Source organism: Frigoribacterium sp. AP1, from assembly GCF_056680555.1.
Window position 1 is genome coordinate 1,530,569 of sequence record NZ_CM155288.1, and the last position, 24,058, is coordinate 1,554,626.

Below are 24,058 nucleotides of genomic sequence, written 5' to 3' on the forward strand. Positions count from 1 at the left end.
GAGGGTCGTCGCCCCGGGTCGTCCCGGGCGGCGGCCCTTCGTCGTGCCCGTGCCCGAGTCCGTCGTGTCTCGCGTCGCGGGGGCGAGTGGTCCCGAATCGTCCTTCCCCGCGTCACGAAGGACGATTCGGGACCACTCGACCGCTCGATGGGACGCGGACGACTCGTCCCCATCGCGTGAGGGGGCGTGGTCGTGCACAGAAACGTCACGAGAGGAGGCGCGGGTCGGGTTCGGCGGACAGGGTCGCGTCATGCCCCGCATCGCCATCCCCCGAGAACTCGAGCAGCCCTTCTCCGTCGCGCAGGGCAAGGCCGCGGGTCTCGGTACCGAGCGGATGCGGGGGCCGGACCTCGCGCGACCACACCACGGGGTGAGGGTCGCCGCGGGACACCCGATCGAGACCGTCGCCGACAGGGCCCGCGGCTTGGTGCCGGTCATGATGGACGGGTGGTACTTCTCCCACGTCACGGCCCTGGCGCTCTGGGGGTTGCCCGTCCCCGCCAGGGTGGAACGCGGACAGGAACCGCTGCACGTGAGCAGTTCGACGGGACGCAGCGTCCGCCGCAACGGCGTCGTGGGACATCGCGCCGCTCCCGAGCCGTCGGGACTCGTGGACGGGCTCCCGGTTGCCGAGCCGATCTCGGCGTGGGTGCGCTCAGGGCAGCTGCTGTCACTCGACGAACTCGTCCGGATCGGTGACGCCCTCGCCGGATCGTGGTCGACCCTGCCCGAGGCGCGGCGCCGGCCACTCGACGAGCTGGACCGGGCGATCCTCGAGGTCGGACGAGCTCGGGGCATCGCGAGCGTGCGAGAAGCTCGAGCACTGGTGCGACCCGGAGTCGAGTCACCGAAAGAGACCGAGCTCCGCCTCCTCCTGATGCGGGCTGGGCTTCCCGAACCCGAGATCAACGTCCGCACGTACGACCAGGACGGGCGATACCTCGGCAAGCCCGACCTCCGGTACGCGTGGTGCAAGCTCGCCGTCGAGTACGAGGGCGACGAGCACCGTCGTGACCCAGGACGCTTCCGGCGGGACATCCGGCGTCGTGAGAGGTTCGCCGATGCCGGTTGGCGCACGGTCCGGTGCACGGACGACGACCTGCACGGGCGCCGGGCGGACGAAGTCGTCGCCCGCGTCCGACGCTTGCTGTCGTGAAGCGCGTCGCGCCCCCGCGCGTCCCGCGCTGCGGCGGTCGAGTGGTCTCGAATCGTCCTCCGTGCGCGGACGAGCAACGATTCGGGACCACTCGACCGGCGGCCGACGGGAGAACGACCGTCGACAGAGGAGGCGCGGGGCGGTACCGTGGGCGGACCAGGGCCACGAGGTGGCCGGACCACGAGACGTTCGTGGGCGAGAGAGACACGTCGCCACGAGAGGCTCCACGAGAGGGGTGATGAGCATGACTGCCGTCAACGCACACCACGCGTACCCCACTCACCCCGAGACCCTCCGCCCGTAGCGACAGCCGCGCGACGCTCGTCGCGCCCGCCGGGCCGGTCTCCGCCTCCCCTGGAGCACAGCTTGACCTCCTCCGACGATCCCGTCGTACCCACCTTCTCCACCATCGGCCCCGACCCCGACGCCGACCAGCGCTGGTCCACCTGGCCGGCCGCCACCCCCACCGAACGCGGGCCCCGGCCCTGGCCCGCCTGGGTCGTCACCTCCGCCGCCGCGATCGACACCGAGCTCGGCGTCGTCAAGAGCGGCAAGGAGGCCGACGTCCACCTGATCGACCGAGCCGTGCCGGCGGACGTCGTGCTGGGCGCCGGTGACGGAGCCCGCGCCTCCTCGTTGGCCGCGAAGCGGTACCGCGGGCCCGAGCAGAGCGACTTCCACCGCTCGTCCGAGTACCGCGAGGGCCGTCGTGTGCGCAACACCCGCGACGGCCGGGCCATGGCGCGCGGCTCGTCGGCGCACGGACGCCGCGTGCAGGCCGGGCTCTGGGCCGCGGCCGAGTTCGACGCGCTCTGCCGCATGCACTCGCTCGGCGTCGCGGTGCCCTACCCGGTGCAGATCAGCGGCACCGAGATCCTGATGGAGTTCATCGGGCACGGGGCCGAGGCCGCTCCACGCCTCGCCCAGGTCAAGGACGACGGTGCCGCGCTGTGGCCGTTGTTCGAGCAGGTGCACGAGATCGTCATCGGCTTCGCTCGGGCCGGCTTCGCGCACGGCGACCTCTCGCCGTACAACCTGCTCGTCCACGACGGGCGCGTGGTCGCCATCGACGTGCCGCAGCTGGTGGACGTCGCGAGCAACCCGACCGGAGTCGACCTGCTCGAACGCGACTGCCGCAACGTCTGCTCCTGGTTCGCCCGACGCGGGTTCGTGCGCGACCCCGAGCAGGTCTTCGCCGAGGCACTGGGCGAGGTGTACTAGCCGGAGGCGGCCCGGGCCCGGGCCCGGGCCCGGGCCCGGGGCCGGGGCCGGGCCCGGGCTGCGGGACGGCGGCAGAGCGCAGGAGGCGCGGTGCGCGATCGCCGCGCACCGCGCCTCCTGCGGGCGGTCGCGTCCGAGCACCGGGCGTCGCACCGGGCGTCACGCACGGCGGCCGCGGTCGAGTGGTCCCGAATCGTCCTTCACCGCCGGGCGAACGACGATTCGGGACCACTCGACCGGAGACCGGGACCCGTCGTGTCGTCAGTGCACGGGGCTGATGCCGGTGACGGCGGTGTCGTCGTCGTGGGCGACACCGGCGATGCCGCCGGCGCGTTCGGCGCGCTCGCGGAAGCGGGCCCGGACGTCGGTCGGGACGAGCTCGAGCAGTTGGTCTTCTCGCAGCGGCAGGTCGAGCAGGCTGAGCTTGAGGCGGCCCTTGCGGCCGTGCCGGTCGGCGTCGAGCCGGATCACCTGGCCTGCGTCACGCCGGAGCACGAGTCTGATGACGCAGCCCTCGCTGACGTCGGCGACCACGCGGCCGTCGACCTCGAGCGCCGCCGAGTGCGTGCCGTCGCCGATCTCGAACCGCAGCTGCTCGCGCGGGCCGAGGACGACCGAGCGGTCGATGCCCGACATCGGCGCCACCGGGGTGACCACGACGGCGGCGATCGCGGGCGACAGGATCGGCCCGCCCGCGGCGTAGTTGTAGGCGGTCGAGCCGGCCGGCGTCGCCGCGACGATCGCATCGGCCTTGTAGTAGCCGTAGGGCGTCTCGTCGAGCACGAGGTCGGCCGAGACGACGCCCTCGCCCGGGCGGCGGGCCACCGAGGCGTCGTTGAAGGCGAGGTAGGTGTTCTCGAAGCCGGTCGTCGAGTGCGTGACCTCGAGGGCGTGATGCGGTTCGAGCGAGAACTGCTTCTGGCCGACGCGGTCGAGCGCCTCGGGCAGTTCGTGCGGCTCGACCTCGACCAGGAAGCCCACGTTGCCGTAGTTGACCCCGAGCACGGGCACGGGACGTTCGGCGACGAGCCGCATGGCGCCGAGCATCGTGCCGTCGCCGCCGAGGGCCACCACGACGGTGACGCGCTCGCGGAAGGTGCGCTCGTCGACCAGCTCGACGCCGTCGCCGACCCGGGCCGCGTCGGAGGTCATGGCGACGAGGTGCGCCTGTGAGCGGGTCGTCCAGCCGCGGATGATCTCGACGCTGTCGAGCACCGACTTCGTGGGGTGCGGAACGAGGCCGACCGTGAACTTGCCCATGGACGCGAGGCTAACCGGTACCCCTGTCAGCCCGCCTGCGCACTGCTCTATGCCCCCAGCGAACAGGGGCAGATTAAGCCCCGGGGCCTGGTTACTCTCTCTGTAAACCGGTGCCGAACCCTGCGGGCGCCAGATGCACATTCGGTGGCGACAACCACCCCGCCACCTAGGGAGCAAAGAAGATGTTCGAGAGATTCACCGACCGTGCCCGTCGCGTCGTCGTCCTCGCCCAAGAAGAGGCGAAGATGCTGAACCACAACTACATCGGCACCGAGCACATCCTGCTCGGTCTGATCCACGAGGGCGAAGGCGTCGCCGCCAAGGCCCTCGAGTCGCTGGGCATCTCGCTCGACGCCGTGCGCGAGCAGGTGCAAGACATCATCGGCCAGGGCCAGCAGCAGCCGACCGGCCACATCCCCTTCACGCCCCGGGCGAAGAAGGTCCTCGAGCTGAGCCTGCGCGAGGCGCTGCAGCTCGGCCACAACTACATCGGCACCGAGCACATCCTGCTCGGCCTCATCCGCGAGGGTGAAGGAGTCGCCGCCCAGGTGCTCGTGAAGCTCGGCGCCGACCTCAACCGGGTCCGCCAGCAGGTCATCCAGCTCCTCTCCGGCTACCAGGGGAAAGAGGCGGTGGCCGTGGGCGGCGAACAGACCCAGGGCGCGCAGGGCGGCAGCCAGGTGCTCGACCAGTTCGGTCGCAACCTGACGCAGGCCGCGCGCGACAACAAGCTCGACCCGGTCATCGGGCGCGAGAAAGAGATGGAGCGGGTCATGCAGATCCTCTCCCGTCGCTCGAAGAACAACCCCGTGCTGATCGGTGAGCCCGGCGTCGGCAAGACCGCCGTCGTCGAGGGCCTGGCCCAGGCGATCGTCAAGGGCGAGGTCCCCGAGACGCTGAAGGACAAGCAGCTCTACTCGCTCGACCTCGGCTCGCTCATCGCCGGCAGCCGCTACCGCGGTGACTTCGAGGAGCGCCTGAAGAAGGTCACCAAAGAGATCCGCACGCGCGGCGACATCATCGTCTTCATCGACGAGATCCACACCCTGGTGGGTGCGGGTGCCGCCGAGGGTGCCATCGACGCCGCGTCGATCCTCAAGCCGTTGCTCGCCCGTGGTGAGCTGCAGACGATCGGTGCGACCACGCTCGACGAGTACCGCAAGCACTTCGAGAAGGACGCCGCGCTCGAGCGCCGCTTCCAGCCCGTCCAGGTCAACGAGCCCTCGCTGCCCCACGCGATCAACATCCTGAAGGGGCTGCGCGACAAGTACGAGGCCTTCCACAAGGTGTCCATCACCGACGGCGCCATCGTCGCGGCGGCGAACCTCGCCGACCGTTACGTCAGCGACCGCTTCCTGCCCGACAAGGCCATCGACCTGATCGACGAGGCCGGCGCCCGCCTGCGTCTGTCGATCCTGTCCGCGCCGCCCGAGCTGCGCGAGTTCGACGAGCGCATCGCCGGCGTCCGCGGCCAGAAAGAGGGCGCGATCGAGGACCAGGACTTCGAGAAGGCCGCCTCGCTGCGCGACGAAGAGAAGAAGCTGCTCGGTGAGCGCCTCCGTCTCGAGAAGACGTGGCGTTCGGGCGAGGCCGGAGCCGGCGGAACCGTCGACGAGGGCATCATCGCCGAGGTGCTGGCCCAGGCCACGGGCATCCCGGTCTTCAAGCTCACCGAAGAAGAGACCTCGCGTCTCGTCTTCATGGAGAAGGCGCTGCACCAGCGCGTCATCGGTCAGGAGCAGGCCATCGCGGCCCTCTCGAAGACCATCCGCCGCACGCGTGCCGGCCTGAAGGACCCCAAGCGTCCCTCCGGCTCGTTCATCTTCGCCGGGCCCACCGGTGTCGGCAAGACCGAGCTGGCCAAGGCGCTCGCCGAGTTCCTGTTCGACGACGAGGGCGCGCTGATCTCGCTCGACATGTCCGAGTACGGCGAGAAGCACACCGTCTCGCGTCTGTTCGGTGCCCCTCCCGGGTTCGTCGGCTTCGAAGAGGGCGGGCAGCTGACCGAGAAGGTCCGCCGCAAGCCGTTCTCCGTGGTGCTGTTCGACGAGATCGAGAAGGCCCACCCCGACATCTTCAACTCGCTGTTGCAGGTGCTCGAAGAGGGTCGTCTCACCGACGGTCAGGGTCGTGTCGTCGACTTCAAGAACACGGTCATCATCATGACGACCAACCTCGGCACGAAAGACATCACGGGCGGCCCCGTCGGCTTCCAGATCGAGGGCGACACGGCGACCTCCTACGAGCGCATGCGGTCGAAGGTCACCGAAGAGCTCAAGAAGCACTTCAAGCCCGAGTTCCTGAACCGCGTCGACGAGACGATCGTGTTCCCGCAGCTCAACCAGGAAGAGCTGCTGCAGATCGTCGACTTGTTCATCAAGCGCCTGTCCGACCGTCTGCTCGACCGCGACATGACGGCCGTCCTCTCGCAGTCCGCGAAAGAGAGGCTCATCGAGATCGGGTTCGACCCGTCGCTCGGTGCGCGGCCGCTGCGTCGTGCTATCCAGCACGAGGTCGAAGACCGGCTCTCCGAGCGCATCCTGCAGGGTGAGCTCAACGCGGGTGACCACGTCCAGGTCGACTTCGTCGACGGAGAGTTCACCTTCGCCACCTCGCGTCAGCCGGGTCGCGAAGAGGTCCTCGTGGGCGACGCCCCCGAGATCGAGAGCTAGGCGCGACACCAGCACGACAGCAACACCGAAGGAGGCGCGGGTCGCCTTCGACGCCCGGGGCGGTCTTCCACGAGGAGGGCCGCCCTTCGGCGTACCCGGGACCGGGTCGCGAAGGCGTCGCTAGGCTGGGCGGCGGCCCGCGCCTCCTCGGGTCGCCTTCGAAGGAGCTCCATGTCAGACGCGGCAGACGCGCCCACCGGTGTCGACGGGGTCGGCGGTGTCGACCCGCTCGGCGGGGCCGACCGGCACGGCATCACGGTGCGGAACGCGGTCGTGAGCGACGTGCCGCACATCCAGCGGCTGTGCGAACCGTTCGTGCAGAAGCGCATCCTGCTCGGCAAGGACCTCGTGACGCTGTACGGCGACGTCCAGGAGTTCCAGATCGCGGTCGGGCCCGACGGGGTGCCGATCGGCTGCGGCGCGCTGCACGTCATGTGGGACGACCTGGCCGAGGTGCGCACGCTCGCCCTCGACGCCGCGTGGATCCGCAAGGGGGTCGGCCACCGCCTCCTCGAGTCGCTCGAAGGGGCGGCCCGGAAGCTCGAGATCGGTCGGCTGTTCTGCCTGACGTTCGAGGTCGACTTCTTCGAGAAGCACGGGTACCTCAACGTGGGCGACGAAGGGCTCGTGCCGCCGGACGTCTACGGCGAGCTCGTCCGCTCGACCGACGAGGGTGTGGCGGAGTTCCTCGACCTGGCTCGGGTGAAGCCGAACACGTTGGGCAACTCGCGGATGCTCAAGGCGCTGCCCGCGCTGTAGTCCTTCGCGCACGAACTCACGTTCGCTGCGTCGGTCGAGTGGTCGCGAATCGTTGCTCGCCGCGCTGGGAAGGACGATTCGGGACCACTCGACCCGCGCCTCCTGGGGGTCTGGGGGGTCTGGGGCTAGCCGAGGGCCTTGAGGAGGTCCTCGGGGTTGGCGGCCATGGTGTGCGGGCCGGCGATGTCGAAGAAGACCTGCTCGATGACGTCGAGGTGGGCCTCGAGGAAGGCGCGCAGCGAGAGCGCGTCGTAGAGCATGACCTGGCGGTTCGGGTCGTCGGGGACCATCGCGGCGTAGGTGTCGTCCGACGAGAAGAGCAGCAGGATGCGCTTGTCGGTGTTCTCGCGGCCGAAGACGCGGACCTGGTCGCCTTCGTCAGGGAGGGCTCCGTCGTCGGGGCCGCCGGTGGAGGGTGCGGTGCCGGTGCCGGTGCCGGTGCCGGCGGTGCCGCTCGTGTCCGTCGGCAGCACGAGCTTCGGGACCACGACCACGTCGTGACGCAGGGCGAAGGCGACGGCGGCGGCGTCCTGGGCGGCGAGGGCCAACTCGAGCGACTCGGAGCGGAAGGTGCCGTTGCGGTCGGCCGGGTCGACGGGCTCGGAGGGCGTGGGGGCAGCAGGGGTGGCGTTCACAGGGTGGGTCACTGTCAGTTCAGGATCATCTGGGCGGTGTCGGCGGAGGTGATGTCGCCGACCGAGACGGCGAGGCGGTAGGTCGCGCCGCCGGCGGTGACGGGTTCGCGCGAGGTCGACTCGCAGGTGTCGGCGGACGAGCGCGTGCGGTCCCAGGCGATGGGGGGAGTGCTGAGGGTCTGGCCGGCGGTGAGCGTGACGACCTGGTTGGTGCCGTTGACCTGGCAGTCCTTCGACGACCAGTACTGCTCTTCGCCGCTCGTGATGACGAGCGTCTGCTGCGCGGAGCCGAGGTCGATCGAGCAGTCGGCGCGACCCGAGTTGGTGATCGACATCGAGATCTGCGGCAGTTCGGTCGCGGCGTAGCTCGTCTTGTCGGTGACGGGCTTGAGTTCGATGTCGCGGGTCGAGCAGGCCGCGGCGTCGGAGGCGCCTTCGGTCGAGGTGTCGGCCGGGTCGGCGGTGGCGTCGGCCGCAGGGGCGGTCTCGGTGGCGGCCGGCTCGGTGGGGGCGGCATCGGCCGGGGGTGCGGAGGTCGTCGCGGCGGCACCGGGTTCTGCCGAGCCGGACCCGGGGCGGACGACGATCAACACGATGATGACCACGACCGCGATCAGACCGAGCGCGAGCACCGCACGACGACGCCAGTAGACCGAGGGCGGTTGCGGCCCGACCGGGTTCTTGAACGTCGACATGGGCACAGGTTAAGGGCCGGTCAGGGGGTTGGCGGGGACCAGCGCGGCGTGTGGGCTGAGAATCCGCGTGGAGCGGGGTGCATGCGCCTGGTGCCGGCGGTGGCGGGACGTACCCCGGTGCGGGGTCTGTCGGGTCGGGAGGGGTGCTCGGGTGGTCGCGAGATGGGGGGCGAGTGGGCAGAAGATGCTCGTCGCGCGCGGGGGAGGAGCATCTTCTGCCCCCTCGGGCCCTGGTCTCGCGCGGGCCGGGCCGGTGTGTGCGGGTCTGGTTCCGGAGGCGCGGGTCGAGTGGTCGCAGATCGTCCTCCGGGTGGGTCGGAAGGACGGTTCGGGACCACTCGACGGGTGGGCGTTGGTGCTCGTGAGTGGGGGCGGGTGTGCGGGTGCGACCGTCGAGTGGGCAGAAGGTGCTCGTCGCGTGCGAGGGAGCCGCATCTTCTGCCCACTCGCGCCCGGTGTCGGACGTGCGGAACCGTGCGCTCGGCCCCAGCCTCGACCCCGGCTCAGGAGGCGCGGGTCGGGTCGGTTTAGAAGGCCCGGTCGAGCTCGCGGTCGCGTTCGGAGCCCGCGGCGCTGAACGCCCGCCGGAGCGCTTCGCGCAGGTTGCCCGCTTCGGCGTCGACGAGCTGGGTGAAGCCGAGGCGTCGTGCTTCGGAGGCGCGTTGTTTGGGGGAGGAGACGGGGCGGATCTCGCCGGCGAGACTGATCTCGCCGACGGCGGCCATGGTCTGGGGGAAGGGTTTCTCGCGGCTGGCGCTGGCGAGGGCGAGCGCGATGGCGAGGTCGGCGCCGGGTTCGGTGATCTTGATGCCCCCGACGGTGCTGACGTAGACGTCGGCGTCGCCGAGGCGGATGCCGGCGCGGCGTTCGAGCACCGCGAGCAGCATGGCGACGCGGGAGGAGTCGACGCCGTTGACGACGCGGCGGGGTTGGGGTGTCGAGCTGGCGACGATGAGCGCTTGGACCTCGACGGGCAGGGCGCGGCGGCCTTCCATGGCGACGGTGATGCAGGTGCCGCTGACGGGGGTGCCGTTGCGCGACATGAAGAGGCCGCTGGGGTCGGCGACCTCGGCGATGCCGTCGCCGGTCATCTCGAAGCAGCCGACCTCGTCGGTGGGGCCGAAGCGGTTCTTGTGGGCGCGGATGAAGCGGAGGGCGGTCTGCCGGTCGCCTTCGAACTGGCAGACGACGTCGACGAGGTGTTCGAGCAGGCGGGGGCCGGCGATGGTGCCGTCTTTGGTGACGTGACCGACGAGCAGGACGGGCAGGTTGCGGTCTTTGCTGACGCGGATGAGGGTCGAGGCGACTTCGCGCACCTGGGAGGTGCCGCCGGCGATGCCGTCGATGGTCGAGGACGAGACGGTCTGCACCGAGTCGACGATGACGAGTTGGGGGTCGACCTGGTCGATCTGGCCGAGGATGACCGAGAGGTCGACCTCGGCGGCGAGGAAGAGGTTGTCGTGCATGGCGCCGGTGCGTTGGGCGCGGAGGCGGACCTGTGAGGCGCTCTCTTCGGCGGTGACGTAGAGGACGCGGGCGCCGGTGGCGGCGGCGCGCGAGGCGACCTCGAGCAGCAGGGTGGACTTGCCGACGCCCGGTTCGCCGCTGAGCAGGATGGCGGCGCCGGGGACGATGCCGCCGCCGAGGACGCGGTCGAACTCGGCGATGCCGCTGGGCCAGTAGGCGACGCTGTTGGCCTCGACCTGGGTGATGGGTCGGGCGACGCGGTCACCTTCGACGCGGACCGAGGCGGTGCCGCGGGCGCTGACGAGGGCCGAGGTGACGTCGACGACGGTGCCCCATTTCTGGCACTCACCGCAGCGCCCGGCCCACTTGAGCGACGTCCACCCGCACTCGGTGCAGCGGAACGGGGGAGTGGTGGTGCGAGCCATGCCGTCAGCCTAGGAGGCGCCCCCGACATCGGCGGGGGCGTCCGTCGGGGAGGTGGCGGCCGTGTGCGCCGCGACAGCTTCGGCCTCGCGGGCCTCGTGGGTGGTGGCGGCCTCGTCGGCGGCGATGCGGGCGAGGCGGGCGGCGATGGCGGGTTCGAAGGCCGAGGCCCAGACGCGGTAGCCGCGGTCGTTGGGGTGGAAGAGGTCTCCGGCCGAGTTGCGGTAGGTGCGGAAGAAACCTTGGCGGCGGGTGGTCTCGTAGAGCGGGGCGACGGTGAGGCCGTACTCTCCGGCGATGCGGTGGACGATGGCGTTGGCCTCGACGAGCTTCTTCTCGCGGTCGGGAATCCACATGGCGGGCAGGTCGCCGACGATGGCGTGTGAAGGCAGGGCGCCGTAGATGACGCGGAGGTTCTTCTCGAACGACTCCGGGTTGAACTGGATGATGTCGTTCGCGCCGATGGCCACGGTGACGACGTCGGGTTCGTACTTCTCGAACTTCGGCAGCTGGTCTTTGCGGCAGAGCCAGGTGGTCGAGCCGCTGACGCTGAGGTTGACGACGCGCAGCGAGGTGTGGCTCTGGCGGCGCATGTAAGCGGAGAGCCGGCCGACATAGCTGCGGGCCGGGCTCGAGGCGCCGATGCCCTGGGCGGCGGAGTCGCCCATCGCGACGTAGAGCAGCTTGCCCTTGCGGTCGAAGCGGTCGCGCCACCAGGCGGAGTGGACGGGCAACAGGGCGTTCAGGTCGGCGGCGGCCGCGTTGCGGCGCTGCATGAAGCGGCTGACGCCGGCGCCGGCGGCGGCCGTGGTGGCGAGGGTGACGCCGACGCCCGAGAGGAAGGCGGTGACGGTGTGGCGTGAGGGCATGGGCCGAGGCTACGCCGGGCTCCGATGCCTGCGCCGGGCGTCCGTGAACCCTGTGCACAACCCCGAGGAGGCGCGGTCCGGTGGACGAGCAATCCCCCGGTTTCGTCCCTGCCGCCGGATGTACTAAACTCGTCCTCGGTACCGTGTCCGAGCGGCCGAAGGATCATGTCTCGAAAACATGTGTGGGGGTTAACTCCACCGTGGGTTCAAATCCCACCGGTACCGCCAGAAAAGAGCCCCGAGAACCCCTTCTTTGCAGGGATTCCGGGGCTCTTGTCTTTTTGCCGTCATGTGCGGCCGGGGGCAAGCCATGGAAGACGCCCAGGGCCCTTGTGCGGAGCACTTGCTCACGATCAGCCCCGAGCTCGGCGACGACGTCCACGAGAAGTTCGACGACAGCGACGCCCTCGCCGCAACGCTCAGCTCGCCCATCGCCGTCCGGCTCCTGCTGCAGGGCACCGTCGGCGGCGTCCGGGCAGCTCGGGAGTGCAAGCCGTCTGAATGGCTGTTCGCCCGGCATCCTCGATGAACTTGGTTCACCAACGACGACTTGCCGGCCCAGGTTCCCCCACTCGACGACCTGCGTACCTGAGACAGTGAGACCCTTTTGCGCAAGCCCGGCCGACGGTGCCACTGGTTGAGCCGCGACGCGTGCCTCAGGCGCTCGGGCCAGCGAGGCCGAACAGGGCGACCACCTCGTCGAGGTCGCGGCCGAGGACGAGGTCGAGGGGCCCGACGTCGCGTACGTCCCTCAACTGCGCGACGACCGCGCCCGACGAGCCTTGGACACCACGGGCCCTGCCCGCGACCATGAGCTGCACCGGCTCGGCCCCGGCGCGCACAGGCGCGTCGGGCAGCGGGTCGAGGCCGTCGGCGGAACGCCGGTCCAGGGCGAGCGCCGCCAGCACCCAGCGTTCCGCAAGGCCGACCGGGCGCAGCGACGCCAGGGGCGACCGTCGCCCCCGGCCGAAGACGACCGTCATGCTGTCGCGGCGCTCGACCTGCCAGGCGACGCCGCCGATGTCGAACCGGCAGAGCACGTCGGAGTGGAGGTCGACGACCGCCCCGAGGTGCTCCAGCGCCCGCACGCACGTCGGGCCGAGCAGGCGTGCGGTCGTCGCGGCCTCGCGCTCTCGGCGCTGGCGTTCGAGCGCCGTCCGGGCGAGCGGAGCGTGCTCGGCGGTGAGCGCTTCCCGGTCGAGCGGCGCACCCTGGGCGAGGCGCTCGTACAGCCACGCCGGGTCGAGCTGGCCGAGGTAGCGGAAGCGCACCTGGACGACCCCTGCGGGATCAGAAGCGACGAGGGGCCCGTCGGGGACGAGGAGGGCGACGCCGTGGTCGACCGACCACACCGCGACGACGGTGCCGTCGACAACGGTTACCCACGACCAGCCCTGTGCGCGCACGTCGGGGCTACTGCGCTCGACCACGTCGCCGACGAGCGACCCGGCCGGGACCCGCAGCTCACGACGGTGTGACTGGGCGTCGTCGCCCATCGACACGCTCTCCCGGTCGACGACGACGACGAGGTCCGCGGGCACGTCGCTCGACGCCGCGCCGACGAGCCGAGACCAGATCCCCATGACGGTGACGCTACCGGCTGATCAGTCCGGCTGCTCCGGGGACGCCTCCTGCCCCGCGAAGGGCGCGGCCCGGCGCTCGAACAAGGCCCCGTCCGCCTCGGGCAGGAGGCCGCTCGCGCCGTATTCGAGTGTCAGCGGCTCCGGCTCCCGGCCGGCCTCCACGATGGCGCGGACACTTTCGACCTCGCGTTTCTCGGGCCGCTGCTCGACCGTGTCCGGACTGGAGTGCATGATCGAGAAGCATCGGAGATCCGTGCAGCCCTGGAGTCCTTCGGGCAGCTCGCCGGCGACGTGATCCTCCGCATGACGGTCCGTCGCCAAGTGCCGCCGTCGCAGCTCAGCTGCAGGTGTAGGTGACCCCGTCGACGTCGTGGGTGCCCGGGCCGAGGTCCTGGCAGGTCTCGAGGAGGGCCGAGGCGCCGACGATGCCCGCCACGATGAACGCGATGGTGAGCAGCAGCACCACGATCGAGATGATGATGCCGGCCAGCGCGAGGCCACGAGGCTGACCGGCTCGGCCGAGACGGCGGAACGAGATCGTGCTCATGATGAGGCCGGCGATCGCCAGGAAGCCGAAGAACGACAACACGAAGCCGGCGATCTCGAACCCACGCGACGGCCGCTGGACCGCCCCTCCGTCGGCCCCCGCCCCGGGCGCCTGCGGCACGCCCCCGTACTGCTGACCCCCGTACTGCTGCCCGCCGTACGGCTGGTTCGGCTGCCCCTGCTGGCCGTCGTGGTCGTGTCCGTCAGTCATCTCGGTCCCCCGTCGTCGAGTGGTGCTCGTGCCACGACCCTATCGAGGTACTGAGCGAGCGTCACGACCACGGCAACTTCGCGACCCCCCAGGCCTCACCGAACCTGGCCCCCACAGGGCCTGGTTGCGCCGAACCACCGTCCGTAGGGTCGAACACATGGACAACCGAGCCGAGGTCCGCGAGTTCCTCGCCAGCCGCCGCGCACGCCTCTCGCCCGAGCAGGCCGGCGTCGTCAGCGCCGGCGGCCGGCGACGCGTCCCGGGGCTCCGACGCGACGAGGTCGCCCGCCTCGCCGGCGTCAGCGTCGACTACTACACCCGTCTCGAACGCGGCAACCTCGGCGGGGTCTCCGACAGTGTCCTCGACGCCATCGCCCGCGCCCTCGGCTTGGACCAGGCCGAAACCGACCACCTCTACGACCTCGCCCGCGCCTCCGTTCCCTCCCGCCGCAAAGCCCCGGTCACCGGCGAGCAGAAGATCGCACAGTCCCCGGTGCAGCACATGCTCGACGCCATGACCGGCGCCGTCGCCATGGTCACCAACACCCGCATGGACCTCGTCGCCGCCAACGGCCTCGGCTTCGCCCTGTACTCCGACATGTACCGCAGCACCGTGCGCCCCGCCAACCACTCGCGCTACATCTTCCTCGACCCGGGTGCGCACGACTTCTACCCCGACTGGGAGCGCGCAGCCAACGTCAACGTCGCCATCCTGCGACGCGACGCCGGCCGCAACCCCCACGACGTCGGCATCGCGGCCCTCGTCGGCGAACTGTCCATCCGCAGCGACGAGTTCCGCGCCCGCTGGGCCGCCCACGACGTCCGCCGCCACTACACCGGTGCGAAGGAGTTCCGGCACCCGACCGTCGGCCTGCTCGAACTGGACTTCCAGGTGATGGAACTCCAGGACACCCCCGGGCACTCGCTCACGGTCTACACGGCCGCCCCCGGCTCCGCGTCCGACGAGGGGCTGCGCCTCCTCGCCTCGTGGGCGGCGACCGAGAACGTCGTCGAGCGGGCCCGGTCCGCCGACCCCGTCACCTGACCCGCGCCTCCCCTCTTCTCCCCGCACCACTGGGCCCACCCCCAGGAGGCGCGGTTCCGCGCCCGAAAGGACCTCACCATGTCGACAGCCCCCGTCCCCACCCGCGTGCCCCGCGCCTCCGTCGGCGGAGGGCCCGTCGAGCGGCTGCCGGTGTTCTCGCTGGTCGTCCTGGCGACGATGGGGTTCATCCTCGTCGCGATGGAGACGATGCCGGCGGGCCTGCTGCCCGTCATCGCGGACGGCCTCGACACGAGCGAAGGGGCCGTGGGGCTGCTCATCAGCGCGTACGCACTCGGCACCGTGGTCGCGACCGTGCCGGCCATCACGCTGACCCGGGGGATGCGTCGCAAGCCGCTCCTCCTCATCGCCATCACGGGCCTGGTCGTGGCGAACACGGTGACGGCGCTCTCGCCCGTCATCGCGCCCGCCCTGGTGTCGCGGTTCGTGGCCGGCGCGTTCTCGGGCGTCATCTGGGGCATGCTCGCGGCCTACGGTCGGCGGATCAGCCCGCCCGACCGTGCCGGGCTGTCGCTCGCGATCGTCTCGGCGGGTGCGCCCGTCGGGTTCGCCTTCGGGACACCTCTGGGCTCGTGGCTCGGGACGGCCTTCGACTGGCGGTGGTCGTTCGGCGGGCTGACCCTGCTCGGGGTCGTCGTCTTCGTGCTCGTGGCGAGCATCGTCCCGGACGCGGCACCGGCACCCGCGGGGGCGCGGCTCTCGCTCGGGCGGGTGTTCCGCATCCCGGGGATCGCCGTGATCCTGGCCGTCATCGCCGCGTGGATGCTGGCGCACAACACGATCTACACGTACGTCTCGCCGTACCTGCGGGCCGGTGGGTCGGGGCTCGGCGTCGACGTCACGCTGCTGATCTACGGCATCGCCTCGATCGGCGGGATCGTCGTCACCGGGGCGCTGCTCGACCGGTACCCGCGGGCGCTGCTGCACGGCAGCGTCGCCCTGTTCGTCGTCGCCGGGGTCGTCCTGCTCGTCGGCCACGCGTCGGTGCCGGCCGTGGTCGTCGCCGCGGTGCTCTGGGGCGTGACCTTCGGCGGGGCGTCGGCCCAGCTGCAGGCGGCGCTCACCACCGCCGGAGGCGACAACGCCGACGTCGCGAACGCGTTCTTGCCGGTGGCGTTCAACGTCGCGATCTTCTTCGCCGGGATCGTCGGGGCGGCCCTGCTGACCGTGGCGGACGGGCTCGTGCTGCCGGTGCTGATGATCGGGTTCGGGGTCGTGGCGTTGGCGCTGACGGTGTACGGGCGGCGCAACGCGTTCCCCGGGACGCTCTGACCGGCTCGGCCCTGAGCATCATCGATCCTCACCTCCTCACCTCCTCACCTCCTTAACGGCAAGGGGATGAAAGGGCAGCAGGTGCAACATCCCGAGTGGGGTTGAAAAGGAAGGTCAGTTCAACCTGTCTGCCGGGGGCTGGGGCAACACCCCGTTCTGGCTCGACCTGCGGACGACCACCGGTGGCGCTTCCGTCGCCGCGCCTCCTCGGCGTCCAGGCCCCAGGAAGTCGCCGAGACCCCTGCTCGCGAGTGCGGGTCTCGGCGACTTGCTGGGGTCTCGGCCGACCTAGGGTGAAGGCGTGCCCTACGAACCGGACGGGACCGCAGCCACGGACCACGACACGTCGCCCTTCGCTCATCGGCTCGCCGATCGATTCCTCGACGACTACGTGCCCGGCCTCACGCTGGAGCACGGCTCGTACCGCGTCACGGCGGACGAGATCGTCGACTTCGGCCGCCGGTTCGATCCGCACGACATGCACGTCGACGCGGGGCGGGCCGAGGCGACACCCCTGGGCGGGCTCGTGGCCAGCGGCTGGCACACCACCGCCGTGATGATGCGCCTGATGGTGGAGTCGTACCTGAACCAGGCTGCCAGCGTCGCATCACCCGGCGTCGACGAGTTGCGCTGGCCGGTGCCCGTCCGGCCCGATGACGTGCTCCGGGCCCGGTTCGCCGTCGTCGACTCCCGCCGTTCGGCGTCCCGTCCCGACCGGGGCATCGTGCGCACCCGGATCGAACTCGTCAACCAGCACGATGTGACCGTGATGACCCAGGTCATGACGAACCTGATCTTGCGCCGCCCCGACGGGGACGCATCAGCCGCAGGGTGACGACCCGCGCCTCCGTGTCGCACCGCCGACCGGACATCGCACCGTCCACATCGGCGGTGCGATGTTCAGCCGACGGTCCGACAGGGGGCGTCACCGCCGGCTGCGCGGTGGTCAGTCCTCGGGGTGCAGGCTCTCGTCGGCGGGCGTCGTCGTCCACGAGGTGAAGTGCACGGTGAGGTCGGCGCGTGAGGGGGCGCAGCAGAAGGGGCCGGCGCTCGCCGCGGCGTCGGGGGCGAGCGGGGCGACGCGGACCAGGCGCCAGGGCTCGGCGCCGACCCGGGCCCGCACGGTGAGCGCGTCGCCCGATCGGCTGGCTCGGATCGTCACGGTGCGGCCGGTCCAGTCGACGGGGGAGAGCGACCAGTCGGACTCGCCTCGCGTCACGACGGCGCCGAGGCTCTGCTCGCCGTCGCTGAGTTCCACCCCGGCCTTGACCCAGGTCTCGGGGTCGACCGAGACGAAGATCCCGGCCTGGTCGAACTGGGCCGAGAAGTCGAGCACGAACGACACCTCCATCGCGGTGCCCTGCGGGAAGGGCGCGACCAGGGCGTGCTCGGTGTCGTGCACGAACCCGTACGACGTGATGCGCCAGGCGTCGCTGCCCTCGGCCGCCGTGACGCGCAGGCCGTCGTCGGCGACGTCGACCGCGGTCGGCTCGGTGGTCCAGGTGCCGGTGGCCCAGGGGATGTCGGTCATGGCGTCCTCGTTCTAGGTGATGGTCGTCGTCGTCGGCGTCAGTGCCGGCGTCAGCGCTCGTGCGTCGGGGCGTCGCCGGCCTCGAGGGCGGCGTGCTGCCTCTCGACACGGCGGGAGAGGGCCATGGCCCGCAGCCCGACCACGATCGAGGCGGACCCGCTGAGGATCATCAGCACGCCGAGGACGTCGGCGTCGCCCCGGGTCAACAGCGCGCCGCACACGACCACACCGGCGGAGAGGATGAGCTGCAGGGTCGTCCAGGTCGTCGTCGTCATCCTCCGACCCTACGAGCCCCCGGCCTCGAACGGCTCGCCCGCGCGGCGGAGCGACCCGACGACCCGCGGAGGCGCGGTGCCGGATCGAACCGCACCGCGCCTCCTCGGGGTGGCGTGGGCTCAGACCCCAGGAAGTCGCCGAGACCCTTGCTCGCGAGCGGGGGTCTCGGCGACTTCCCGGGGTCTCGGCGGCTCAGCTGGCGTCCGAGCCGGCGTAGTCGGCGTCGGTGATGCGCTCGAGCCAGGTCGTGGTGGTCGCCGGGTCGTCGGCTGCTTCGAGGATGGCGATGTGCTCCATGAAGCTGCCCTCGGAGGGGGCGTGGAAGTGCTCCTCGCCCGGAGCCACGAAGATCGTCTGCCCGGGGTGGACGTCGACGACCTTCCCGTCACGGGTGCCGAAGCGCGCGACGCCCTCGGTGACGTACAGGAACTGGCCTCGCGCGTGGTGGTGCCAGGCGGTCCGCGCGCCTGGCGCGAAGCGCACCTTCGCGACCGTCGTGCGCTGGTCGTCGGTCTGCGGGGTGGCGATGGGGTCTAGCCACACCCGGCCCGGGAACTGCTCGTCGGGTCAACAACTCGGTCGATGATGACACTTGTCGATGGTTTGTGACAATAGCGGCCGAGGTGCTGCCAGCGGGAGCCGGCCGAAGTCGTCGGTTCGCCCGAGGTGCGGTGCCCGTGTCGCACCGCTGACTGAACGTCGCACCGTCCACTTCGGCGGTGCGACGTTCACTCGGCGGTGCGACGCTCGCCTCGGGGTGTGACCCCGGCAGCCACGGGGTGGGGGAGTGTGGCCCAGAGGTCGACCTCGTCGTCGGCGTCGAGACCGAGGGCCGCGGCGGTCTCGTCCGGGGTCGACGCGACGATGGTGACGGCCGTGCCGGACTCGGGATGACCCGAGCGGAGGACGACGCGGCTCGACCGGACGGGCTCGAGGCGGCGCGCGACCTCGTCGAGCAGGGCGTCCAGGGCCGCGGGATCGACGTCGTCGAGCCCGCCGTCGTCGAGCACCTGCACGAGCGACCCCCGACGCCGCAGGGCCTCGACGCTCGTGCGGACGGCGTCGTTCAGCAGCCCGCGCCCCCGGATCTCGTCGCGGAGCGACTGCTCGAGCACCCGGCACTCGGCCCGGGTCGACCCGTCGAGATCGCCCCGGGCGTCGACGACGTGCCGGAGCATCGGGGCGACCGTGCGGTGCGCGTGCTGCAGCCGCCGGTGGCGTTCGTGGTGGACGGCGTCGAGCTCGGCCTGCGCGATGGTGAGCTCGCGGTGCTGGCCCGCGGCGACCCGGGCCGCCGAGGTGACCTGTCGGATCGCCTGGTGCATCAGCAGGGCGGCGATGACCACGACGATCTCGCCGGCGAGACCCAGGCGGATGGCGCCGGTGGGCCCCGCCCACAGCGTGATCTGCGCGACGAGCACCGCGACGGCGACGACGGGCGGTCCCTTGCGCCCGGCCATCCACCCCATCACGGCGCCCGCCAGCACCCCGCAGGTGTACCGGGCGATCGACACGTAGTCGAAGGCCTCCGGATCGAGGCCGATGGTGGCGACGGCGCACAGCAGGCAGCTGACCGCCGTCGTGCCCCACGCCGTCCGGCTCGACATCCAGCCGCGTCTCGCCCCGCGGACCAGGGCCGGCAGGATCAGCAGGCCGAGGAGCGAGGCGACGACGGAGCCGTACGCGTGGGTGACCAGCACGGCGTCCACGGTCGCGATGAGGACCGCCACGACGATCACGACGCCGAGGACGCGCGAGAGTTGACGTCGGGGGATCAGGTTCAGCAGGCCCTCGCCCGGGCGGCGGGTGACGGTCGGGGTGCCGCCGGTCGGGTGCCACTCGAGGGCGACGGCGGTCCCGCGACCCGGTGCCGACCGGATGCTCGCAGAACCCCCCGCGAGGTGGACGCGTTCGAGGATCGACACGCGCACCCCGAGCCGCTCGGCGGACACCCGGTCCGGGTCGAAGCCCGTTCCGTCGTCCGAGACGGTGATGCGCAGGCCGCCGCCCTCGAGGCGCGTCGCCGTCGCCGCCCGGTCGGCCGAGGCTCCCGCGTGACGGACGCTGTTGGTCAGGGCCTGCAGCGTCGCCAAGACGAGCGCCTCGGCCGTGGCGGGCGGCAGCAGGACGTCGCGGACCGCGGCCAGGTCGACCCGGGCGGCGCCGCGCAGCGGGGCGAGCTCGGACTCGGCCGCCGAGACGACCTCGCCGAAGGGGACGGTCGTCGGCTGCAGGGTGGCGTGGTGGTCCACGTCGGAGACGATGTCGAGGGCCGACCGGGCGACGGCGGCGGTCCGCTCGGGGGAGTGGTCGCCGCCCGCCGTGAGGAGCGCGGCCAGGACGGTGTCGTGCAACAGCGCGTCGGTCCGCACCCGTTCGACCTCGGTGGCCTCCTGCCGTTGCTGGCCCTCGAACAGCAGCTGGGCGCGGTGTTCGGCCGCGTCGGCCTGGTCGGCCCGGGCCCGCAGGGCCTTCACGCCGACGACGAGTGCGGCGGCGAGCAGACCGAGGCCGATGAACTCCAGGAGGTTGTCGATGAACGGGAACCGTCCCCAGTAAGCGGCGGCGAGAGCCGCGTCGATGCCCCCGCAGATGATCCCGGCGCGCACGGGGTCGACCTCGGCCACCGCTGTGCAGGCGAACGCGACGAGGGACAACCCCACGAGCCACGGGATCGTCCCTTCGTCCACCGGTTCGCGATGGGTCTGGAACGGTTCGAGGACGAGCAGGCCGACGTAGGCCGCGACGGGGCTCCACAGGCCTGCCCGGACGGGCCCCGGGCGACGGAGCAGCGCGAGCGGCAGGGCGGCGAGCATCGAGCCACCGAGGAACAGCGACACGACGACGAGCGGTGTCATCCCCGGCAGGTGGTCCGCCGTGAAGTCCGGCAGGGCGAGCAGCACCAGCAGGGACGCGGCGACGGCCAGCGTCGCCGCCATGCTCCGTTCCATCCCGACGCGCAGGGAGTCGTCCTCGGCAGGCGGGTCGACGGGCGGCGGGTCGACGGGCGGCGGGTCGACGTGCGGCGGACCGACGTTCGGCGGGTCGACGTGCGGCGGACCGACGTTCGGCGGGTCGACGTGCGGCGGGCGGGGCGCCTCCGTGGCGTCACCGACCGCGGCAGGTGTGCGGGCAGACGTCTGATCCACGACACCTGCTGACACCCCTGAACGCTACGTCGCACGACGTCGCGGCACGAGGCCCCAGAACGGGCCGCGAGCGGCCGGCCCGGTCAGGAGGCGCGGTGCCGGTCCGACGGCCACCGCGCCTCCTCGGCTCACCCGCGTCGCACGCGGACGCCGACCGACTCGTACGGCCGCAGCTCCACCGCGACCGTCGAGCCCTGCAGCTCGAGCGGCCCGATCGTGTCGCCGAGGAAGGTCGTGCGCTCGACCGACGCGACGTCGACAGCGAACCCGAGCGTGACCGTCGTGGCCTCGTCGGTGATCGACTGCAGCTGCACCAGCGACGAGGCCTCGCCGTCGGACACGACCGCGACGAGCCGCACCCGGTCGTCGTCGAGGGTGAGCAGCTCGATCGAGGCGCGCTCCTCGACCCCCGACGTGCCGGCCGGCACCGTCGTCAGCGGCCGGACGAGGTCCGCGGTGGTCGCCAGGGCGACGGCCTCGACGGCCTGGCCCGGTCGGGCACGGACGCCGACCGCGTACTCGAAGGTCGCGTCGAAGCCCTGCTCGATCGGGAAGTTCGTGTCCCAGACGTTGTTGTGCACCCACGAGTAGACCGTCGCCGCGCCCACCGGGCTCGTGCTCGCCGGGAACGGCGCGTAGGGCAGGCTGATCGTGCCCGGCATGACGAGCGGAGCGTCCTTCGTGACCCACGCCACCGCCTCCTGCCGGTCCTCGACGGTCACCCAGTTGCGGATCGCCCTCATGTGCTGCGGGGCGCCGGGCACGTGCGTGAGCCCGGAACCCGTCACGCCGCCGGACACCTCGTAGCGCACCGTCGGCTCGGCGGCCGCGAACGGGAACGCGAAGAACGCGCTCTCCTTCGTGCGGGTCACCGGCTTCGTCAGCCGGTTCGCGATCAGGAGGCGCGGCTCGCCGTGGCGCAGACGGAGCGTCACGCGGACCTCGTCCACACCGGGCGCGGAGAACGAGAAGACCAGCCGCTCCTCGACGGCGTCCGTCACCCGCTCGACCAGCACCGCCGGCCCACCGGTCGACCGGGACGCGAGCAGCTCGAGCCGGTCCGAGCTCCACAGCTTGTTGGCGAGGTGGTTCACCCCCGCACCCGACGACCCGTACTCGTCGTAGACGTACGCGTTGAAGCCGGTCGGGGCACCCGCGTCGACGAGCTCGCGCCCGGTGGCGAGCTCGACCAGCGAGCTGATCGCCGACGTCCGGGGGTCGACCCGCACCCGCAGGTACTCGTTCTCGAGGGTGAAGAGCTCGGCGGCCGACGTCGTCAGAGCCGGGTGCACGACGGGCTCGACCGGCGCCGACGCGGTCGCCACGACGTCGAGCCGGACGAAGCCCCAGGCCGGGACGTCCCGCACCTGCGCCGTGACCCACCGACCCGACTCGCGGTGCAGGCTGTTGGACTGGGCGTCCTCGACGTGGGGCAGGTCGTCGCCGCTGCGACCGTCGCGCAGGCCGATCGAGGCATCGAACGGCACCGTGGACTCCTTGAGCAGGAACCGCACGGCCCCCGTCCTCGTCGCGCCCGAGGCGTTCGCCACGACGATGCTCGTGAGGGCGCCGTCGGCCGCCCGCACGGCCTCGGCGAGGTAGACGAGCGCGTGTTCCTCGAGGTCGCGGCTGCGCTGGTGCGCGGCGATGCCCTGGCCCACCTTCCACTGCCACTGGCGCTCGCCGGAGTCGTACCCCTCGTCACCGTGGGTCCACGAGTTGCTCGCCCCCCAGGTGTGCTCGTTGAACATCGAGACGGCGTCGTAGACGTGGTCGGCGTCCGCCCGCTCGGTCGGCACGGCCGAGCCGCCGAGCCACGCGGCCGCCTGCGAGAAGGACTGCGCGTCGCTGACCGACGCCTGCGCCTCCCGGGTCAGGGCCAGCGGCACCGCGCCGGAGCCGACTCCCTCGACCCACCAGTCGCCCCAGTCGCCCTCGACCGTGACGAGCTCGTCGCCGTGTCGCGCCTCGGCCTCGGCGAAGAAGTCCTCGTTCGTCGAGACCCGCAGCTGCGGCGACGTCCAGGTCTCGTTCCAGCGGCGCACGGTCTCGGCCAGGTGCAGGCGGGCCGGCCCGTTGTCGCCCATGAACCCCTGGGTGCGCAGGTGCAGGACGTCCCACGGGTAGCCGGGCCGCCCCTCGGCCTCTTCGCCGTGGGCACCGAAGACCCCGGGCGGGAACGGGTAGCCGCGGGTGGCGAGCGCCGTGAGGTAGGCCGGCAGGTACGTCTCGGCGACCTCGTAGTCCTCGGTGAGGCCCACCATCGGGCCCTCCATGTAGGCGAGGCCGTGGGGGCTGTCGGTCATCCAGACGATCACCGAGCCGCCGGCGGGGGTGCGCCACCGGAACATCCGCGGCAGGTCGAGGGCACCGTTCGTGTGCGGCATCGACCGGCCGGCCCAGTTGTGCGCCACCGCGAGGTACTTGACCCCGACCTCCTGCAGGGCGTCGGGCAGGCCCGCGACCTGCCCGGGCACGTCGGTCTGCATCGCGGTCGTGAAGTCGATGCCGTGCTCGTCGCGGATGCGCCGCGCCTCGCGCAGCAGCTGGTGCAGTTCTTCGGTCGAGCAGGTGTCCGTGTGCAGGTTGTAGGGCAGCGCGCTCAGGCCGACCCGCCCCTCCTTGACGAGGCGCACGAACTCCGCGACGGCCGCGGCGGGGCGGTGGCGCTCCCAGTCGGCGAAGGCCCAGAGCGCCTCGACGTTCCAGCGGAACCGGGCGGCGTCGGGCCAGTCGTCGGTCGCCGCGGCGAGCTCGACGACCGAGTCGAGGTACGACCGCTGCGACGAGATGACGTTCGTCTGGGGGTCGGTGTAGCCGAAGTCGAAGTGCGAGTGGTGGACGACGTGGACGTGCCAGTCGCGCTGAGGCTCGAGCGTGACCGCGATGACGTCCGCCCCGAGGCCGGGCAGGTGCACCTGCACCTCGGTCGGGGCGTCGACCTCTCGGACCAGGAGGCGCACCGACAGGTCGTCGGGAGCCGCCGGTCGACCGACGACCAGCTCCACCCCGTCGGCCCCCGTGATCGAGACGCGGTCGAGTGCCGCCAGCGTGGCGTCGTCGTCGACGAGGAGGCGCAGGCTCTGCGTGGGGACGCCGTCGACGGTGGTCTTCAGCGGCTCGGGCACGACGCGCACGCGCGCCCCGCCGACGGTGGCCGTCACGGCGGTGGCCCGGTCGAGCAGGCCGGCGCGGGCCTCGAGGTGGGACCAGGGCTGAGCGGAGACGAGGGCGGCTTCGGTCATCGGGGTGGTTCTCCAGACGGTGGTG

General features: G+C 71.7%; 21 protein-coding genes and 1 tRNA gene. 9 read left to right on the forward strand and 13 right to left on the reverse strand.

The window, feature by feature from the left end; genetic code table 11:
- The first annotated feature begins 250 nt into the window (after positions 1-250).
- Both AC1MBW_RS07355 and AC1MBW_RS07360 read left to right on the forward strand, forming a co-directional pair.
- Positions 251-1,156 carry a hypothetical protein gene (locus tag AC1MBW_RS07355; protein WP_480025985.1) on the forward strand — a complete coding sequence of 302 codons (906 nt, stop codon included), beginning with the start codon at positions 251-253 and terminating at the stop codon, positions 1,154-1,156.
- Between the two features lie 366 nt (positions 1,157-1,522).
- Positions 1,523-2,377, forward strand: a complete 855-nt coding sequence (locus AC1MBW_RS07360) for a serine protein kinase RIO (protein WP_480025986.1) — start codon at positions 1,523-1,525, stop codon at positions 2,375-2,377.
- Between the two features lie 261 nt (positions 2,378-2,638).
- Here the strand turns inward: AC1MBW_RS07360 and AC1MBW_RS07365 are convergent, their stop codons facing one another.
- The gene (locus AC1MBW_RS07365) at positions 2,639-3,637 is read right to left on the reverse strand and encodes an NAD(+)/NADH kinase (protein WP_071256031.1); all 999 of its coding nucleotides are present in this window, start codon (positions 3,635-3,637) and stop codon (positions 2,639-2,641) included.
- 182 nt (positions 3,638-3,819) lie between these two features.
- On the opposite strand from AC1MBW_RS07365, the gene AC1MBW_RS07370 reads away from it, so the two are divergent.
- Positions 3,820-6,309, forward strand: a complete 2,490-nt coding sequence (locus tag AC1MBW_RS07370) for an ATP-dependent Clp protease ATP-binding subunit (RefSeq protein ID WP_043594568.1) — start codon at positions 3,820-3,822, stop codon at positions 6,307-6,309.
- Positions 6,310-6,480: 171 nt separating this feature from the next.
- Entirely contained in the window at positions 6,481-7,068 is a 588-nt protein-coding gene (locus AC1MBW_RS07375) for an amino-acid N-acetyltransferase (protein ID WP_480025987.1), read from the forward strand.
- A gap of 125 nt (positions 7,069-7,193) precedes the next feature.
- Here AC1MBW_RS07375 and AC1MBW_RS07380 read toward each other — a convergent pair whose 3' ends face one another.
- The 4 genes from AC1MBW_RS07380 to AC1MBW_RS07395 form a co-directional block, all read right to left on the reverse strand.
- Complete coding sequence (locus AC1MBW_RS07380) at positions 7,194-7,703, reverse strand: SseB family protein (protein WP_480025988.1); 510 nt, start codon at positions 7,701-7,703, stop codon at positions 7,194-7,196.
- A 14-nt stretch (positions 7,704-7,717) separates the two neighbouring features.
- A complete protein-coding gene (locus AC1MBW_RS07385) occupies positions 7,718-8,398 on the reverse strand; it encodes a hypothetical protein (RefSeq protein WP_480025989.1) in 681 nt (226 codons plus the stop codon).
- A 527-nt stretch (positions 8,399-8,925) separates the two neighbouring features.
- Entirely contained in the window at positions 8,926-10,290 is a 1,365-nt protein-coding gene (gene radA / locus AC1MBW_RS07390) for a DNA repair protein RadA (protein ID WP_071256035.1), read from the reverse strand.
- Positions 10,291-10,299: 9 nt separating this feature from the next.
- Positions 10,300-11,157 (reverse strand): SGNH/GDSL hydrolase family protein, encoded by an 858-nt coding sequence (locus AC1MBW_RS07395; protein WP_480025990.1) that lies wholly within the window; start codon positions 11,155-11,157, stop codon positions 10,300-10,302.
- 137 nt (positions 11,158-11,294) lie between these two features.
- On the opposite strand from AC1MBW_RS07395, the gene AC1MBW_RS07400 reads away from it, so the two are divergent.
- Together AC1MBW_RS07400 and AC1MBW_RS07405 are read left to right on the forward strand one after the other, a co-directional pair.
- A tRNA-Ser gene (locus AC1MBW_RS07400) sits at positions 11,295-11,385 on the forward strand.
- Between the two features lie 115 nt (positions 11,386-11,500).
- Entirely contained in the window at positions 11,501-11,686 is a 186-nt protein-coding gene (locus AC1MBW_RS07405; protein ID WP_480025991.1) for a hypothetical protein, read from the forward strand.
- Positions 11,687-11,813: 127 nt separating this feature from the next.
- Here AC1MBW_RS07405 and AC1MBW_RS07410 read toward each other — a convergent pair whose 3' ends face one another.
- The 3 genes from AC1MBW_RS07410 to AC1MBW_RS07420 form a co-directional block, all read right to left on the reverse strand.
- Positions 11,814-12,740: a hypothetical protein gene (locus AC1MBW_RS07410; protein ID WP_480025992.1), complete on the reverse strand. Its 927-nt coding sequence runs from the start codon at positions 12,738-12,740 to the stop codon at positions 11,814-11,816.
- Between the two features lie 21 nt (positions 12,741-12,761).
- Complete coding sequence (locus tag AC1MBW_RS07415) at positions 12,762-12,971, reverse strand: hypothetical protein (RefSeq protein ID WP_480025993.1); 210 nt, start codon at positions 12,969-12,971, stop codon at positions 12,762-12,764.
- A 106-nt stretch (positions 12,972-13,077) separates the two neighbouring features.
- Entirely contained in the window at positions 13,078-13,497 is a 420-nt protein-coding gene (locus AC1MBW_RS07420; protein WP_480025994.1) for a hypothetical protein, read from the reverse strand.
- 157 nt (positions 13,498-13,654) lie between these two features.
- Here AC1MBW_RS07420 and AC1MBW_RS07425 point away from each other — a divergent pair, with 157 nt between their 5' ends.
- The 3 genes from AC1MBW_RS07425 to AC1MBW_RS07435 all read left to right on the forward strand — a co-directional run bounded on the left by AC1MBW_RS07425 (position 13,655) and on the right by AC1MBW_RS07435 (position 16,667).
- A complete protein-coding gene (locus AC1MBW_RS07425; RefSeq protein WP_480025995.1) occupies positions 13,655-14,542 on the forward strand; it encodes a helix-turn-helix transcriptional regulator in 888 nt (295 codons plus the stop codon).
- A gap of 78 nt (positions 14,543-14,620) precedes the next feature.
- Positions 14,621-15,832: an MFS transporter gene (locus tag AC1MBW_RS07430; protein ID WP_480025996.1), complete on the forward strand. Its 1,212-nt coding sequence runs from the start codon at positions 14,621-14,623 to the stop codon at positions 15,830-15,832.
- Positions 15,833-16,133: 301 nt separating this feature from the next.
- On the forward strand, positions 16,134-16,667 hold the full coding sequence (locus AC1MBW_RS07435; protein ID WP_480025997.1) for a MaoC family dehydratase: 534 nt from the start codon (positions 16,134-16,136) through the stop codon (positions 16,665-16,667).
- 111 nt (positions 16,668-16,778) lie between these two features.
- Here AC1MBW_RS07435 and AC1MBW_RS07440 read toward each other — a convergent pair whose 3' ends face one another.
- The 5 genes from AC1MBW_RS07440 to AC1MBW_RS07460 all read right to left on the reverse strand — a co-directional run bounded on the left by AC1MBW_RS07440 (position 16,779) and on the right by AC1MBW_RS07460 (position 24,033).
- The gene (locus tag AC1MBW_RS07440; RefSeq protein ID WP_480025998.1) at positions 16,779-17,363 is read right to left on the reverse strand and encodes a DUF1349 domain-containing protein; all 585 of its coding nucleotides are present in this window, start codon (positions 17,361-17,363) and stop codon (positions 16,779-16,781) included.
- A 50-nt stretch (positions 17,364-17,413) separates the two neighbouring features.
- Positions 17,414-17,638 (reverse strand): hypothetical protein, encoded by a 225-nt coding sequence (locus AC1MBW_RS07445; protein WP_054145830.1) that lies wholly within the window; start codon positions 17,636-17,638, stop codon positions 17,414-17,416.
- Positions 17,639-17,831: 193 nt separating this feature from the next.
- Positions 17,832-18,182, reverse strand: coding sequence for a cupin domain-containing protein (locus AC1MBW_RS07450; protein WP_480025999.1), 351 nt, complete (start codon positions 18,180-18,182; stop codon positions 17,832-17,834).
- A 185-nt stretch (positions 18,183-18,367) separates the two neighbouring features.
- Positions 18,368-20,788: a sensor histidine kinase gene (locus AC1MBW_RS07455; RefSeq protein ID WP_480026000.1), complete on the reverse strand. Its 2,421-nt coding sequence runs from the start codon at positions 20,786-20,788 to the stop codon at positions 18,368-18,370.
- A 128-nt stretch (positions 20,789-20,916) separates the two neighbouring features.
- A complete protein-coding gene (locus AC1MBW_RS07460; protein WP_480026001.1) occupies positions 20,917-24,033 on the reverse strand; it encodes a glycoside hydrolase family 38 N-terminal domain-containing protein in 3,117 nt (1,038 codons plus the stop codon).
- Between the last annotated feature and the right edge of the window lie 25 nt (positions 24,034-24,058).